The organism is Polaromonas sp. (assembly GCF_029945895.1).
In the GTDB taxonomy this organism is placed as follows: domain Bacteria; phylum Pseudomonadota; class Gammaproteobacteria; order Burkholderiales; family Burkholderiaceae_C; genus Polaromonas.
Window position 1 is genome coordinate 43,256 of sequence record NZ_JAQSDL010000030.1, and the last position, 14,850, is coordinate 58,105.

18 protein-coding genes are annotated in these 14,850 nt (G+C 63.5%); 6 read left to right on the forward strand and 12 right to left on the reverse strand.

What is annotated here, in order from left to right; translation table 11 throughout:
- The first annotated feature begins 9 nt into the window (after positions 1 to 9).
- The 3 genes from PSV33_RS03715 to rsgA are packed head-to-tail and all read left to right on the forward strand — an operon-like array spanning position 10 to position 2,557.
- A complete protein-coding gene (locus PSV33_RS03715; protein ID WP_300558834.1) occupies positions 10 to 1,296 on the forward strand; it encodes a M48 family metallopeptidase in 1,287 nt (428 codons plus the stop codon).
- Positions 1,293 to 1,613 carry a 4a-hydroxytetrahydrobiopterin dehydratase gene (locus PSV33_RS03720; RefSeq protein ID WP_300558836.1) on the forward strand — a complete coding sequence of 107 codons (321 nt, stop codon included), beginning with the start codon at positions 1,293 to 1,295 and terminating at the stop codon, positions 1,611 to 1,613. Before PSV33_RS03715 ends, PSV33_RS03720 begins: the two co-directional genes overlap by 4 nt.
- Positions 1,610 to 2,557, forward strand: a complete 948-nt coding sequence (gene rsgA, locus PSV33_RS03725) for a ribosome small subunit-dependent GTPase A (protein ID WP_300558838.1) — start codon at positions 1,610 to 1,612, stop codon at positions 2,555 to 2,557. Before PSV33_RS03720 ends, rsgA begins: the two co-directional genes overlap by 4 nt.
- Here rsgA and hisC read toward each other — a convergent pair.
- The 7 genes from hisC to rpsP form a co-directional block, all read right to left on the reverse strand.
- On the reverse strand, positions 2,551 to 3,633 hold the full coding sequence (gene hisC / locus PSV33_RS03730) for a histidinol-phosphate transaminase (RefSeq protein ID WP_300558839.1): 1,083 nt from the start codon (positions 3,631 to 3,633) through the stop codon (positions 2,551 to 2,553). The genes rsgA and hisC overlap by 7 nt on opposite strands.
- 21 nt (positions 3,634 to 3,654) lie before the next feature.
- Positions 3,655 to 4,662: a CobD/CbiB family protein gene (locus PSV33_RS03735; protein WP_300558841.1), complete on the reverse strand. Its 1,008-nt coding sequence runs from the start codon at positions 4,660 to 4,662 to the stop codon at positions 3,655 to 3,657.
- Positions 4,663 to 5,057: 395 nt separating this feature from the next.
- Positions 5,058 to 5,765 carry a CoA pyrophosphatase gene (locus PSV33_RS03740; RefSeq protein ID WP_300558843.1) on the reverse strand — a complete coding sequence of 236 codons (708 nt, stop codon included), beginning with the start codon at positions 5,763 to 5,765 and terminating at the stop codon, positions 5,058 to 5,060.
- A 70-nt stretch (positions 5,766 to 5,835) separates the two neighbouring features.
- Entirely contained in the window at positions 5,836 to 6,201 is a 366-nt protein-coding gene (gene rplS, locus PSV33_RS03745) for a 50S ribosomal protein L19 (RefSeq protein ID WP_096668567.1), read from the reverse strand.
- Between the two features lie 131 nt (positions 6,202 to 6,332).
- The gene (trmD, locus tag PSV33_RS03750; protein ID WP_300558845.1) at positions 6,333 to 7,112 is read right to left on the reverse strand and encodes a tRNA (guanosine(37)-N1)-methyltransferase TrmD; all 780 of its coding nucleotides are present in this window, start codon (positions 7,110 to 7,112) and stop codon (positions 6,333 to 6,335) included.
- 147 nt (positions 7,113 to 7,259) lie between these two features.
- A complete protein-coding gene (gene rimM, locus PSV33_RS03755) occupies positions 7,260 to 7,832 on the reverse strand; it encodes a ribosome maturation factor RimM (RefSeq protein WP_300558847.1) in 573 nt (190 codons plus the stop codon).
- A 96-nt stretch (positions 7,833 to 7,928) separates the two neighbouring features.
- Entirely contained in the window at positions 7,929 to 8,189 is a 261-nt protein-coding gene (gene rpsP, locus PSV33_RS03760) for a 30S ribosomal protein S16 (protein WP_096668573.1), read from the reverse strand.
- A gap of 183 nt (positions 8,190 to 8,372) precedes the next feature.
- Between rpsP and PSV33_RS03765 the strand changes: the two genes are divergently transcribed.
- Positions 8,373 to 8,930, forward strand: coding sequence for a GNAT family N-acetyltransferase (locus PSV33_RS03765; RefSeq protein WP_300558849.1), 558 nt, complete (start codon positions 8,373 to 8,375; stop codon positions 8,928 to 8,930).
- A gap of 8 nt (positions 8,931 to 8,938) precedes the next feature.
- Positions 8,939 to 9,391, forward strand: a complete 453-nt coding sequence (locus PSV33_RS03770; protein WP_300558850.1) for a hypothetical protein — start codon at positions 8,939 to 8,941, stop codon at positions 9,389 to 9,391.
- 133 nt (positions 9,392 to 9,524) lie between these two features.
- On the opposite strand, the gene PSV33_RS03775 is transcribed toward PSV33_RS03770, so the two are convergent.
- From PSV33_RS03775 to PSV33_RS03795, 5 genes are all read right to left on the reverse strand, one after another.
- Positions 9,525 to 10,535 carry an inorganic phosphate transporter gene (locus tag PSV33_RS03775; protein WP_300558852.1) on the reverse strand — a complete coding sequence of 337 codons (1,011 nt, stop codon included), beginning with the start codon at positions 10,533 to 10,535 and terminating at the stop codon, positions 9,525 to 9,527.
- Between the two features lie 2 nt (positions 10,536 to 10,537).
- Positions 10,538 to 11,185: a DUF47 domain-containing protein gene (locus PSV33_RS03780; RefSeq protein ID WP_300558854.1), complete on the reverse strand. Its 648-nt coding sequence runs from the start codon at positions 11,183 to 11,185 to the stop codon at positions 10,538 to 10,540.
- Positions 11,186 to 11,364: 179 nt separating this feature from the next.
- Positions 11,365 to 11,727 (reverse strand): DMT family protein, encoded by a 363-nt coding sequence (locus tag PSV33_RS03785; protein WP_300558856.1) that lies wholly within the window; start codon positions 11,725 to 11,727, stop codon positions 11,365 to 11,367.
- A gap of 239 nt (positions 11,728 to 11,966) precedes the next feature.
- Positions 11,967 to 12,620 carry a 3'-5' exonuclease gene (locus PSV33_RS03790; protein ID WP_300558858.1) on the reverse strand — a complete coding sequence of 218 codons (654 nt, stop codon included), beginning with the start codon at positions 12,618 to 12,620 and terminating at the stop codon, positions 11,967 to 11,969.
- Positions 12,617 to 14,530: a DUF294 nucleotidyltransferase-like domain-containing protein gene (locus PSV33_RS03795; RefSeq protein WP_300558860.1), complete on the reverse strand. Its 1,914-nt coding sequence runs from the start codon at positions 14,528 to 14,530 to the stop codon at positions 12,617 to 12,619. Before PSV33_RS03795 ends, PSV33_RS03790 begins: the two co-directional genes overlap by 4 nt.
- A 110-nt stretch (positions 14,531 to 14,640) precedes the next feature.
- Here PSV33_RS03795 and PSV33_RS03800 point away from each other — a divergent pair.
- On the forward strand, positions 14,641 to 14,850 hold a 210-nt coding region (locus tag PSV33_RS03800), incomplete at its 3' end, for a hypothetical protein (protein ID WP_300558862.1).

The window sequence follows — 14,850 nt, forward strand, 5'->3', positions numbered from 1 at the left end:
CTTGCCCTCATGCCTGACTATTCATTCGCCTTCACCCTGCTGTTCTCGGCCGCACTGGTGCTGGTTCTGCTCACGAAGTTCTACCTCGCCTCGCGCCAGATCCGCCACGTGGCCCGGCACCGCAATCAGGTGCCCGCTGCCTTCGCCAGCACGATTTCGCTGGCCTCGCACCAGAAAGCCGCCGATTACACGATCACCAAGGCGCGCTTTGGCTTGCTCGAACTGGCTTTTGGCACAGCTGTGCTGGTCGGCTGGACCCTGCTCGGCGGCATAGACCTGCTCAATCAGGCGCTGGTGAACTCGGGCCTCGCCGCTTACGGCAGCCTGGTGCCTCAACTGGCACTGCTCGCTGCCTTTGGGCTGATCAGCGGCCTGTTGGACCTGCCTTTCACGCTCTACAGCACCTTCCGCATCGAGGAGCGCTTCGGCTTCAACAAGATGTCGTTCAAGCTGTGGTTGGGCGACCTCGTCAAGTCCCTGCTGGTCGGTCTCGTGATCGGCCTGCCGATCGTGGCGCTGATCCTCTGGATCATGGGCAGCACCGGTGTCTGGTGGTGGCTCTGGGCCTGGGGCGTGTGGATGGGTTTCAACCTGCTGGTGCTCGTGCTCTACCCCACGGTCATCGCGCCGCTGTTCAACAAGTTCCAGCCGCTGGAAGATGAAAGCCTGAAGGCGCGCGTCACGGCCCTGATGCAGCGCTGCGGCTTTGCCGCCAAGGGTTTGTTCGTGATGGACGGTAGCAAGCGTTCGGCCCATGCCAACGCCTACTTCACCGGTTTTGGCGCCTCCAAACGCGTGGTGTTTTTTGACACTCTGCTCAAGCAGCTGAGCCCCGCCGAAGTGGACGCGGTGCTGGCCCACGAGCTCGGTCACTTCAAGCACAAACACATCATCAAACGCATTGCCGCCATGTTTGCCATGAGCCTGGCCGGTTTCGCGCTGCTGGGCTGGTTGTCCACCCAGGCCTGGTTTTACACGGGTCTTGGCGTGCGGCCGAACATGACAGGCAGCAACGACGCGCTGGCCCTGCTGCTGTTTTTGCTGGTGGTGCCGCTCTTCAGTTTTTTCATCTCGCCGCTGTTTGCCCAGCTCTCGCGCAAACATGAATTTGAAGCCGACGCCTACGCCATCACCCAGACCGACGGCCGGGATCTTCAAAGCGCCCTGCTCAAGCTCTACCAGGACAACGCCAGCACGCTGACGCCCGACCCGGTGTATGTGAAGTTTTACTATTCGCACCCGCCGGCCTCGGAGCGGCTGTCCCGCATGGGTGCACCCACCGGAACACCCGCATGAGCAACCCCATCCACCAGAACCGCCGCGCGTTGAGTGCCACCGAGATCGTCACCCAGCTGAGCCAGCTCAACGGCGAGCAGCCGCAGGGCTGGCGCCTGATGGACGGTTCGCTGGAGAAGACCTTCAGCTTCAAGAACTTTCACGAGACCATGGGGTTTGCCAACGCTGTGGCCTTCATCGCCAATGCCGAGGACCATCACCCGGACCTCGCGTTGAGCTACGGCAAATGCACGGTGCGCTTCAACACGCACGACGTGAACGGCATTTCGGTCAGCGACTTTTTCTGCGCGTCCAGGGTTGACGCGCTGCTGGCTTGACCACTGTTTCTTCAGCGGGGACCCTGCCCGGTCTGGTGGTGGCCGGCTTCGGCCGGCATTGCCTGGTGGAAACGCCCGACGGCCAGCGCCTGATCTGCCATCCGCGCGGCAAGAAAAGCCAGGCCGTCGTCGGCGACCGCGTGTTGTGGCTACCCTCACAGGACGAAGGCACGATCGAGAAGGTGGAAAAACGCAGCAACCTGTTTTACCGCCAGGACGACATGCGCACCAAGTCGTTTGCGGCCAACCTCGACCAGGTGCTGATCCTGATCGCGGCCGAGCCCGAGTTTTCGGAGAGCCAGCTGACCCGCGCGCTGATCGCGGCCGAAGCCGAGCGCATCACCCCCATCATCGCGCTGAACAAAAGCGACCTGGCCGAACCCTTTGCCCGCGCCTGGACCAAACTGGCGCCCTACCGCGCCATGGGTTACCAGGTGCTGCCGCTGGCGGTCAAGCCAAAAACCGACACACCCGTTGCCAATGACGCGCAAACTGACCAGCTGCGCGAGCTGCTGCGCGGCAAAAAAACGCTGGTGCTGGGCCCCTCCGGTGCCGGCAAAAGCAGCCTGACCAACCTGCTGATTCCGGGCGCGCAGGTGCTGACCGCGGAAATATCGCAGGCGCTCAATTCCGGGAAACACACGACCACCAGCACCACGCTGTACTGGCTCGACGACGCCAGAACCAGCGCGCTGATCGATTCACCCGGCTTTCAGGAGTTTGGCCTGCACCACATCGAGCCGATGCAGCTGGCCAACTACATGCCCGACCTCAAGGTCCATGCGCAGGACTGCAAGTTCTACAACTGCACGCACCTGCATGAACCCGGCTGCGGCGTGATTTCAGAGGTCAAATCGGCCTCTGGCCCAAGTGGCATAAGCGCAAGTCGCTATCGTTTGTATAGCGAACTTTTCGCCGAGCTGTCGCAACCCCCGCGCTACTGAGCTGGTTCAGGGCCGACCAGCGCGCGGCACGCATCCACCAGCGCCGCACACTGCGCGGGTGTCCCCACACTGATGCGCAGGTATTGCTCGATACGCGGCAGCCTGAAATGACGCACAAGCACGCGCCGCTCGCGCAGGCCCGCCGCAAGCACGGCGGCATCATGCCGGGGATGGCTAACCATCAGGAAGTTGGCCTGTGACGGCAGCACATCGAAACCCAGCGCCTGCAGATCCCGCGTCAGGTCTTCGCGGCTCGCAATAACGGCTGCACGCGTGGTCTCAAACCAGGCGTGGTCCTGGTACGCTGCCACCGCACCCGCCAGTGCCAGGCGGTCCAGCGGGTAGGAATTGAAGCTGTCCCGCACGGTTTCCAGCGCCTCGATCAGGTGGCGCTGGCCGGCGGCAAACCCCACCCGGAGGCCGGCCAGCGAACGCGATTTGGACAGGGTCTGCACCACCAGCAGATTCGGGTAGCGGGCGATCAGTCCGATGGCGCTTTCGCCGCCGAAATCCACATAGGCTTCATCGACCAGCACCACACACTGGCTTTGATGTTGCAGCAACTGCTCAATATCGGCGAGCGGCAAACCTGTGCCGGTTGGCGCGTTGGGATTGGCGACCACCACGCCACCGCAGGAAGACCGGTAATGCGCCGTCTGGACGCGCATGGCCGCATCCAGCGGGACCAGGGTGCATTCAATACCGTACAGGCCGCAGTACACCTTGTAGAAGCTGTAGCTGATGTCCGGCATGAGCACCGGGCGGGCTTGCCGGAAAAAAGCGAAGAACGCATGTGCCAGCACCTCGTCCGAGCCGTTGCCGGCAAATACCTGGCTGGAGGCGATGCCATGGTGGTCAGCAATCGCCTGCCTGAGCCCGGCAGCCTGCGGATCGGGGTAGAGCTGCAGTCCCTCCTGCGCGGCGGCGATGATGGCCGCAACAACCCGAGGCGATGGTGGATACGGATTTTCGTTGGTGTTGAGCTTGACCAGGCCGTCGATGACAGGTTGCTCGCCGGGTGTGTAAGGAGTCAGCCCTCGCAGGGTCGGGCTCCAGAAGGAAGTCTCGGAAGTCACGGAGAACCCCTGGTGCAGCGTTCAGCCCAGCAGGCGCGCCAGCGTCAGCAGCGCCAGCAGCATCATCCAGAGCACCACGGAGCGCCAGACCAGGCCCACGATGCTGCGCAGGTGCCCCACCTCCGGCTCACGCCCAGGCGTACTCTCGGTGGCCTGCGGACCGCCTGCATCAATGCCGTCAGCCTGGAAGCCCTGGGATGCGTCGGGAGAAAACGCAGCTTTCAACGCTTCGCCGCCCAGGCGCACGTTGACCGCGCCCGAGGTGGCGGCCAGGATCACGCCATCGTTGCGGTTTTCCTGGCCTGCGGGCGAACGTTGCATGTAGTTGCGCCAGCCATCGATCGCGTCCTCGAAACTGCCCACAACCGCGAACCCGAGCGAGGTCAGGCGCGCCGGCACGTAGTCGACCACACCCCAGGCTTGCGCAGCGGCCTGCTGCAGCGCCGGGCTCGCGCCTTCGCCGGTCGATTTCGACTTGTAAGCCCAGTAGCGCGATACAAACTCGGCCATGCGGTACAACACGGCACCGGCCGGCCCCAGGCCCAGCGCAGCCAGCACCGAGAACCAGGCCAGCACGCCAAAGACATGGCGATGCGCGGCCAGCACCGAATACTCAATCACATGCCGCACGATCTCGCTGCGCGGCAGTTCGCTGGCATCGACCTGACGCCACTGCGCCAGCAGTTCGCGCGCGGTTGCTTCGTCCCCGTCGTCCAGCGCATCACGTATGTCGGTGAAATAGTGGCTGAACTGGCGAAAGCCGAGCGTCACGTAGAGCACGGCCACGCTCCAGGCAAAAGCCAGCACGCCGTTCACGCTCCAGAGCAGCCAGTGCACGGCCAGGGTCAGCAAGGCCGGACCCACCACCGCCGTGGCCCAGGCGACCCAGCCATGTTGCGGCTTGCCCGCGTCCAGGCTGCGGCTGGCCCAGCGCGCCCAGCGGCGCAAACTGGCGTGGATCAGATTGCCGCGCGCCAGCGGCCTCGCCTGTTCGATGATGAGTGCAAACAAAACAGCAAAAAAACTCATGGCACTTCTATAAATCCATTTTTCGGGCGAATTGCGTCGTTGCGCGTTGCGCGCAATCCTCATGCACCCAAGTGCATTCCGGTTGCTGTGCTCCGTGCGCCTAGCACTTCATCCCGAAATTCTGAATTTCTGAATTTCTGAATTTCTGAATTTCTGAATTTCTGGGAGTGCCCTGCTACCAAATCATAACTGCCCCACGGTCGCGCACTGCGTGTCGCTCCCTGCCCCTGGGGGCCGCTGCGCCTGCGGGTCTGGATATCTTCTCAAGCTCATTTTCCTGGGCGTGGCACTCTCGTTCAGCTGGGGCCGCGGGTCCGGCCTTGCCGGCCCGCAGGCGCCGCCCCCGTGAGAGGGGAACAGACTACACGCAGTGAGCCTGGACGGGGTTGGCTTGTCTACGCGCTCAGAAAGCGGTAGAGGTTGCGCAGCATGCCGGCCGTCGCGCCCCAGATGTAGCGCTCTTTGCTGTCGCTGCTGTCTGCGCCCCCTGTGTAAGGCATGGAGAGCCACTGGCGCAGCACCCCCTCGAATTCAAACTCGTGGCGCTGATGGTTGGCCGGGTCCATCAGGTAACGCAGCGGCACTTCAAAAATGTCGGCTACCTCGGATGGACTGGGTTGCAGCGCAAAACCGGGGCGCACCAGTGCGACGACCGGCGTGATGATGAAGGCCGTGCCAGTGACATAGGTGGGCAGGATGCCGAGCACCTCCACATGCTCGCGGGTCAGACCGATTTCTTCATGCGCCTCGCGCAGGGCCGTGTCCACTGCGTCGTGGTCGGCGTCGTCTGTCTTGCCGCCGGGCAGCGCAATCTGGCCGGAATGGGTGGACATGTTGCCCGCCCGCTCCGTCAGCAACAGCGTCAGCTCATCACGCATGACAAGCGGCAGCAGCACGGCCGCCAGTGCCGGCTCGCGGTTGGAAAATCGTTTCTCGACGCTGTGCTCGGGCGTCCAGACCGGCGGGTGCCGAAAACGCTGGCGCAGGGCCTGCGGCGTGAGTTCCTGCGCCGGCACGCCTGACAGGTGCGCGTCCACCCCGATCACCGGGATGCTGCGGGGATCAAAGGTGGGCAAAGGCGTGGTGAAGCGGTGCGTCGTCATGAGGACGCAAGATTAACAGGGCATAAAAAAAGCCGCTCCGTAGAGCGGCTTTTCTGCGGGCCGGCTGTTTTTATGCAGCTTTGGCACCCAGCTTTTCCTTGATACGTGCCGACTTGCCGCTGCGGCTGCGCAGGTAGTACAGCTTGGCACGACGCACGTCACCACGGCGCTTGACTTCGATCTTGGCGATCAGCGGGCTGTAGACCTGGAAGGTCCGCTCGACGCCTTCACCGTTGGAGATCTTGCGCACGATGAAGCTGGAGTTCAGGCCGCGGTTGCGCTTGGCAATCACGACGCCTTCAAAAGCCTGCATACGCTTGCGGGTGCCTTCAACCACGTTGACGCTGACAATCACGGTGTCGCCGGGGGCGTACACGGGGATGGTCTTGTTCAGGCGGGCAATTTCTTCCTGCTCTAGGGTCTGGATCAGATTCATGATGTATTCCATCTAACTTTTTCGTTCATACACGCGCTACGCTAAAGACCGCAAATCCATGGACACCTCAGGGAGGGTCAAGATGGTTGCAGTGGCCGCCAGAGGACCGAAAAGCCCACGATTATAACAATTTATGGGTGGGGGGACGATTTTGTCGCCAGGCTGTGCAGAAACGCCTCGTCCGGGGCATCCAGCCGGCCGGCTTCCCGGGCGGCGTCCAGCAGTTCGGGCCGGTGCTGCCGGGTCAGGGCCAGACGCTGGTCGCGGCGCCAGCGTTCGATGTGGCCGTGGTTGCCCGACAACAGCATCTCGGGGGTCGTCTGGCCGCGCCAGGTCTCGGGCCGGGTGTAATGCGGGCAGTCGAGCAGGCCGTCGAGCGCCGGGTTGAAACTGTCGAACTGGTGGCTGCCCTCGTCATGAAGCACGCCCGGCTGCAGGCGTGCCACCGCATCCAGCAAGGCCAGCGCGGGAATTTCACCGCCGGACAGCACAAAGTCACCCAGGCTGATCTGCTGGTCCACATAGGTGTCGATAAAACGCTGGTCCAGACCCTCGTAACGGCCGCAGACCAGCACCGCCCCGGTGCCGGCCGACCAGACCTGCACGCCGGTGTGGTCCAGCGCGCGCCCAATCGGCGAAAACAGGACCACCGGCGCCTGCTCGCCGGCAGGCTCTGCGCGCTCCTCGCGGATTTTTTCAAGGCAGCGCGCCAGCGGCTCGGCCAGCATCACCATGCCGGGGCCGCCTCCGAAGGAGCGGTCGTCCACCCGGCGGTAGTTGCCTTCGGCAAAATCGCGCGGGTTCCACAACTTCACCTCGACCAGGCCGGATTCGTAGGCACGGCGCGTCACACCGCTGGTCAGAAACGGCGCAAACAGCTCGGGGAAAAGGGTGATGACGTCAAAACGCATGGCTTGTATTTTGCGTCACGAACCGCCTGTCGACGCTGCCAGGGAAGTTCTAGACCAGCCGGGGCCGCGGAACCGGCTTCGCCGGGCCGCAGGCGCAGCGACCCTCGGGGGGCAGGGAGCTACACGCAGTGAGCGACCGTGGGGGCTTTAATAGTCAGGCTGCCAGTCAACGGAGATGGTCTTGCCCGGCAGATCGACGGCGTCCACATAGGCGGCCACAAAGGGAATCATGCGTTCCAGGGTCTGCTCGCCGTCGGTGTAATCGACACACAGCACCGAGTGCGGGCCGGTGGCCATCAGGTCGCGTACCTTGCCCAGGGCCACACCTTCGCGGTTGACTACGTTCAGGTCCAGCAGGTCGACCCAGTAATACTCGTCCTTGCCCGCCTTGGGGAAACTGCTGCGCGGCACAAAAATGCGCGCGCCGCGCAGGGTCTCGGCCGGCGTGCGGTCGTCGATACCCTCGAACTTGGCCACCACGGAGCCGGAATGGGTTTTGGACTCGCTGACCGTCAGCACCACGGTGCCGGAGAAAGCGTCAAAACCGGGCCGGTGTTGGGTGTCCGGCGGCTGCAAAAACCAGCGGCCGGAAGAAAAAAGCGCCTCGGAAGAGGCGCTGTGAGCCAGGATTTTCACCCAGCCCTTGACGCCCCAGGCGTCAAGAATGCGCCCGACTTCAACCGCATCGTCTGGCAGGACAGACGGCTCAAGGCCGGGCATACTCTCAGCCCCCACGCTTTTCACTGCGTAGAAGGCGCTGCCCCCCGAGAGGGCTAATTTCCCTTGGGGCGGCCCAGCGGGAAATTGTCATTTTTATCAGGCAGCCTTGGGAGCTGCAGCAGCGCCCTGCTTGACCAGGCGCAGCACGGTGGGGGACGCTTGGGCGCCCACGCCGAGCCAGTGGGTCAGGCGGTCCTGCTCGATGCGCAGGCCTTCTTCGCCACCTTTGGCAATCGGGTTGTAAAAACCGATGCGTTCGATGAAGCGGCCATCGCGGCGGACGCGTTTGTCAGCCACAACAATATTGAAAAATGGACGGTGCTTAGAACCGCCGCGCGAGAGTCGGATGACGACCATGATTTATCCTTCGGGTGGTGAGGTGAAAAAAAATCACCCCAAAATGTTCCTGCAGCGCTTGAGACACACGACATGGCACCCGGCCAGCGAAATGCTGCAAAGCCGCAGATTATAACCCGCGGTCTGCCGCTGTCCCGCCCGCTGCATTCACCCAACGCCCTTGCAACCCATTTTTGGCACACCATGACCCACCTGAGAGCCAGCCTTGAAACCGATTTGCCGGCCATCACGGCCATTTACGCCCACCACGTGCTCCATGGCACCGGCACCTTTGAAACCGAAGCGCCCAGCGTGACGGACATGGCTACGCGCCGTGCCGACGTGTTGTCCAAGGGCCTGCCCTATCTGGTCGCCGAAGTGGGTGGCGAGGTGGTCGGTTTTGCCTACGGCAACTGGTTCAAGCCGCGGCCGGCCTACCGGTATTCGGTGGAGGATTCGATTTACCTGGCACCCGGCCAGCAGGGCAAAGGCCTGGGCCGTGCCCTGCTGAGCGAATTGCTGGCGCGCTGCGAGGCTGCCGGCATCCGCAAGGTCATGGCCATCATCGGCGACTCGGCCAACGCGGGCTCGGTCGGCCTGCACCGCGCGCTCGGCTTCACGCTGGTGGGCGTCGTCGAGTCCTGCGGCTGGAAGATGGGTGCCTGGCGTGATATCGTGATCATGCAGAAAACACTGGGCGCTGGCGACACCGCGCCGCCCGTGGATGCCGCGCCCCCTTCTTCCCCACCCACCCCTGCCTGATCGCACCCATGAAAAACAAGAACAAGACACTGGCCGCCTGGCTTGCTTTTGCCGTCGGCCAGTTGGGCATCCATCGCCTCTACCTTTACGGCTGGCGCGATCTGCTGGCCTGGCTGCACCCTGCGACTGCAGCCTTGGGCTGGTGGGGCGTTCAGCGGGTGCGGCTTTACGGCCAGGACGACCAACTGGCGTGGGTGCTGGTGCCGCTGCTGGGTTTCACGCTGGCGGCCACGGCGCTGACGGCGATTTATTACGGCCTGATGGCGCCCGAAAAATGGAATGCCAGACACAACCCGGCGGCTGCGCCGGACAGTGCCTGCGGCAAAACCAACTGGATCACCATGGCGGTCGTGATCCTGGCCCTGCTGTTCGGCACGATTGCGCTGATGTCCAGCATCGTGTTCAGCTTCCAGCGCTACTTTGAATACCAGGTCGAGGAAGCGCGCAAGATCAGCCAATGAGGGCCCCCACGGTTGCTCACAACGCGCAAGCGCCCTGCCCCCCGAGGGGGTCGCTGCGCCTGCGGACTGGCAGAGCCAGATCCGCGGCCCCTGCTTGAAGGGGCAGCGACCACAAGTTCAACAGCGCGTCACCCTAAAAAAGCTGCAGGCTGACCCAGTAAGCAATGGCGGCCACAAAGGCCGAGGCCGGGATGGTGAAAATCCAGGCCCAGACAATGTTGCCGGCCACGCCCCAGCGCACCGCGGAGGCGCGCTGGGTCGAGCCCACGCCGACAATGGCGCCTGTGATGGTGTGGGTGGTCGACACCGGAATGCCCAGGCCGGTGGCCAGAAACAAGGTGATGGCGCCGCCGGTTTCCGCGCAGAAGCCGCCTACCGGCTTGAGCTTGGTGATTTTCTGGCCCATGGTTTTAACGATGCGCCAGCCGCCGAACATGGTCCCCGCTGCAATCGCAATATAGCAACTGACAATCGCCCAGGTCGGCGGAGCGCTGTCGCTGGCTGAGGTGTAGCCGGTGGCAATCAGCAGCATCCAGATGATGCCGATGGTTTTTTGCGCATCGTTGCCGCCGTGGCCCAGGCTGTAAGCGCCGGCAGAAACGAGTTGCAGGCGCCGGAACCAGCGGTCCACGCGCGACGGCGTGGCGCGGCGGCAGACCCAGGCCACCAGCACCATCATCAGGGAGCCCAGCAAAAAGCCCAGCAGCGGTGAGACAAAAATGAAGGCCACGGTTTTCAGGATGCCTCCGGCTATCAGTGCGCCGGCACCCGACTTGGCCATCACCGCACCGACGATGCCACCAATCAGCGCATGCGAGGAACTGCTTGGAATGCCGTAGTACCAGGTCACCAGGTTCCAGCTGATGGCGCCTATCAGCGCCCCAAACACCACATGGGTGTCCACAATTCCGGGCTGCACGATGCCCTTGCCCACGGTGGCCGCCACGCTGAGGTGAAAAACGAAAATGGCGATGAAATTGAACGAAGCCGCAAACAGCACCGCCTGCCCGGGCTTGAGCACGCCGGTCGAGACCACGGTGGCAATCGAGTTGGCCGCATCATGAAAACCATTCATGAAGTCGAAGGCCACAGCCAGAATGACCAGCATCACCACCACCCACAGGGCCGTCTGTACGGTCTCCATGTTCAGGAGTTTTCGAGGACGATGCCCTCGATCAGGTTGGCCACGTCCTCGCACTTGTCCGTGATGGTCTCCAGCAGCTCGTAAATCGCCTTGAGCTTGATGACTTCACGCACATCGGGCTCTTCGCGAAACAGCTTGCTCATGGCCGAGCGCATGACGCGGTCGGCATCGGACTCGAGCTTGTCGATTTCCTCGCAGGTCTTCAGGGCCGCCTCGGCCGTGGCGGCGTCACTGAGCTTGTCGATCAGGGCGACCGCGTCTTTCAGGCGCTCGCAGCATTTGACGCTGAGGTCGGTCAGGCGCACGATCTCCTCGGTCATGTGGCGCACGTCGTACAGCGCCATGGTTTCGGCCGAGTCCTGGATCAGGTCGCAGACATCGTCCATGGTGTTGATCAGCGAATGGATCTGCTCGCGGTCGATCGGCGTGATGAAGGTCTTGTGCAGCATGCGGTTGACCTCCTGCGTGATCCGGTCGGCCGCACGTTCGGCGTTGTCAACCTCCCGGTTGTAGGCTTCGCGCTTTTGCACATCGTTGTAGTTGGCCACCAGGTTGGAGAACGCGCGAGCGGCCTCCACGATGCGATCCGCATGCTGGTTGAACAACTCGAAAAAATTGCCTTCACGCGGCAACAGTTTGCCAAACAGCATCTTCCACTCCTCGGGGGTACATGTCAGTTATATATGACAGATTTGTGACTCCCGGGAGTGTAACAAGCCCCCACGGTTGCTCACAACGCGCAAGCGCCCTGCCCCCGAGGGGGTCGCTGCGCCTGCGGGCTGGCGAAGCCAGTCCCGCGGCCCCGGCTTGAATAAAGAGCAGTCCCGGGTCAGGCGGAGCGGAAAATGAAATACACCGCGCCCACCATGCACAGCGCCGCCCACAGGTAGTCGAGCTTGAGCGGCTCGTTGAGGTAGAAAACGGCAAAAGGGACAAACACGGTGAGAGTGATGACCTCCTGCATGATCTTGAGCTGCCCGATGTTGTACATGGTGAAGCCGATGCGGTTGCCCGGCACCTGCAGCAGGTACTCGAACAGCGCAATGCCCCAGCTCACCAGCGCCGCGATGTACCAGGGCGAAGTCGCCAGGTTCTTCAGGTGGCCGTACCAGGCAAAGGTCATGAAGACGTTGGACAGCAGCAGCAAGCCGATGGCTTGCGCCGAGACCGGAAGGGATTGTAAAAATGGCATAAAACTCCGTGCTCGGCGAGCAAAGCCTGCGAATTCAAGCGGCGATCTTATCCGCCGCGCGCCAACCGTGCCCGGCCTGGTACTGCGGCCCGGAAGTAGCGAAACAAAATGAAAGTGATGACTTCGTGCCCAAGGCAAGGCGCAAGCCGCAGCGAAGGCTGTACGCCTTCGCAAGGATGGCAACGCCGCCATGGGTGCGAAGGCGCGCTTTCATGTTTCGATAGTTTCGGGTTGCAGTACTAAGCCCGGGCGATCCAGCGCTGATGCGCGGCGAGTTTTTCCACATCGCGCCAGGAGTGGCATTGCCCTGCCATGCGCGGCCAGATGCGCAGCAGCAGTTCGCACTCGGCCAGCGTGTCGGCCGCTGCCTGGTGCCGGGGCGCGCAGATGATGCCGAAATGGGCCATCCATTCGTCCAGCGCGCGGGCCTTCACCTTCTCATGGGTCACGGCGCACAGCTGCTCAATGTCCACCCAGCGGTTCGTCAACCCCGCGCCCAGGTGCTGCAGGACATGCCGGCCAATCATGGCCTGGTCGAAGGGAGCATGAAAGGCCAGCAGCGGCGAGTTGCCGATGAAGTCCGCAAAGGCGCGCAGGGCCTGATCGGGCGGCACGCCTTCACTCTGGCGCTGCAGCCCAATGCCGTGCAGCAGGATGTTGTCTTTCGCTGAAGCCACCGAAGACTGGCGCAGCACCACCTCGAAGCTGTCGCCAGGCAGGATGCTCAGACGCCTGGCCGTCCAGTCCACCTGCACGGCAATGGCGGCAATCGCCAGCAACTGGTCGCGCTGCGGGTCCAGCCCGCTGGTCTCCACATCGAGCACCACCCAGCGCGCTTCATCCGTGGCGGCCAGCGCGGCGAAGGGCCTTTTCAGCCAGTCCGCCCAGCTCATCGCTCGTAGTCCAGCTGCAGGCGCTGCTGCAGCGAGCGCGCCACGCGAAACGACTCGCGCAGGATGCGCCGGTCGATGTCGTTCAGGCGGTCCACTTTGAGGTGATTCGGCTGCTGCGGCGATGCCGTACCTTCGAGTTGCACGCGCAGCCGCAGGGTCTGCAGGAACTCGAAACCGCTGACCCAGGCCTGGTACTCGGACGGGGCCAACCCGAGCAGCAGGCCGACGGCATCCAGCCGCTCCCGGGTGTTGGTGGCCGTCACGCCGCGGCTGAGCGAATAAATGCGGGCGACGTCGACAAAAATCGCTGCGCCCTGCAGCTTGAGGTCGATCATGCCGCCGTCGTCCACTGCGATGCTGCCGGTCCAGTTCAGCGGCGGACTGTGCATCAGCGCATTGGTCGCCAGCTGCTTGATGAAACGCGGCGCGCGGCGCGCCGACTCGCTGACCTCCTGGCGCAGGCTGCCGGCCAGGCGCGCATCACCGGCCAGGGGCCGAAAGTCGAAGTAAATGCTCGCATTGAGCAAATCCCCGGGCGCACCGTGCTCGATCCAGTGCGCAAAACGTTCGCGCCACTCGCGCAGGGTCAGGCAGCAGGCCGGCTCGCTGGCCATGATTCCGCCCTTGCACAGCGGGTAGCCGCAGGCGTCGAGCGCCACATTGACCTCCCGGGCAAAACGCAGCGCGGCCTCGCGCTGGGCCGGCGTGGTGTCGTCGGGCAGGATCAGCGCGTTGTCCTGGTCGGTTGCGATGGTCTGCTCGCTGCGCCCTTCCGAGCCCAGCGCCAGCCAGCACAGGCGGCTCAGGTCGATGCCGTGCTCCCCGGCCTTGATCTCCAGCAGCCGCAGGGTGAGCACATCGTTGAGGTGGCTGATCAGCGCCGTGAGCTGGCGCGCATGCACCCCCTGGCCCAGCAGGCTGTGCGCAAAACGCCGGATGTCCTGCGCCACGATCTTGAGCATCTCCACGTCGGCGGCAGAACGGATCGAGGTACTGACCTGCTTGAGGCTCAGGCGCTGCATGGCAAACAGGTCGCGCTCCGACACCATGCCCACGGCCACACCGTCGCGCGTGACCGGCACATGGCGGATGCCGTGTTTGCTCATCAGGAGGGCCGCGTCCAGCGCCGTGTGTTCGTGGCTCAGGCTCAGCACTGGCTGCACCATGGCCTGCGCGATTGGCGCGTCCAGTGGCAACGCCGCCAGCGTGACCCGGCCCAGAATGTCATAACGCGTGAGAATGCCCAGCGGCCGGCCCCCCTCGTCGGTCACAAGCATGGAGCCGATGCGTTGCTGGTGCATCCGGGCGAGCGCATCGCGCAGTGGCGTGTCGGGCGGGCAACTCACCGGCGCCTGGCGCGCGACGTCTCCCAGCGGTGTCTCCAGCGACTGCTCGGCCAGCGCCTGCGAGGCATAAGCCACCTGCAGGGCGCGCCGCGACAGGTCCAGAAACTTCAGGATGCGCCGGTTCAGGAAGTCGGCAAACGGCGGGCTCATCACGGCCAGCGCATGCATCGACTCCAGTGGCAGGGCCAGCACAAAGGTGTCGGCCACAGCGCGGTAGGACGCCGTCACTGCGCGCTGCGCCAGCGCCGCGCTGACGGGAAACAACTCGCCGGGTTCGTAGTGAAAAGCGCCGCCCGACAGCTCGGCCAGTCCGCGCTCGCCGATCACCGCACCCTGGCGGATGAAAAACAATTCGGTGACCGGCCCGCTGTCGGGTTCGATCAGGATCTCCTCCGGAGCGAAGTAGTTTTGCCGCGCATGGCTCAGGAAAAAATCCACGTCGCCGGCCTGCATCTGCGCAAAGGGCGGATGCCGCATCAGTTCCTGGCGCAAATTGGCCAGCAGGCTGCTCGACGGACTCAAGTCGGCGTTGAGCGAGGAAAGAGGCTGTTCTGCATCCGTCACGGGCGTCTCCTGATATTTGAAAAACATTATCCGGGAAGGACTTGCTGTTGTGCTGATTCAGCGCAAACAGGGTCATACGCCGTTCGGGCTGAGCCTGGCCTGTCCTGAGCTTGTCGAAGGGCGAAGCCGGTGCAAGCTTGCGCTTCGGTGGGTGTTCAAACAAGCCGGGTCTCGCCCCGGCGAGCGACTCCCTTTTCTTTGCGTCGCCAAAGAAAAGGAAGCAAAAGAAAGGCGACCCGATGGTCTGGGTCCCTCCGCTTCGCTACGGGCAACCTGCGGTGCTCGGTAAAAGCGGGGTCTCGCTCGAACTCGCCTTCGGC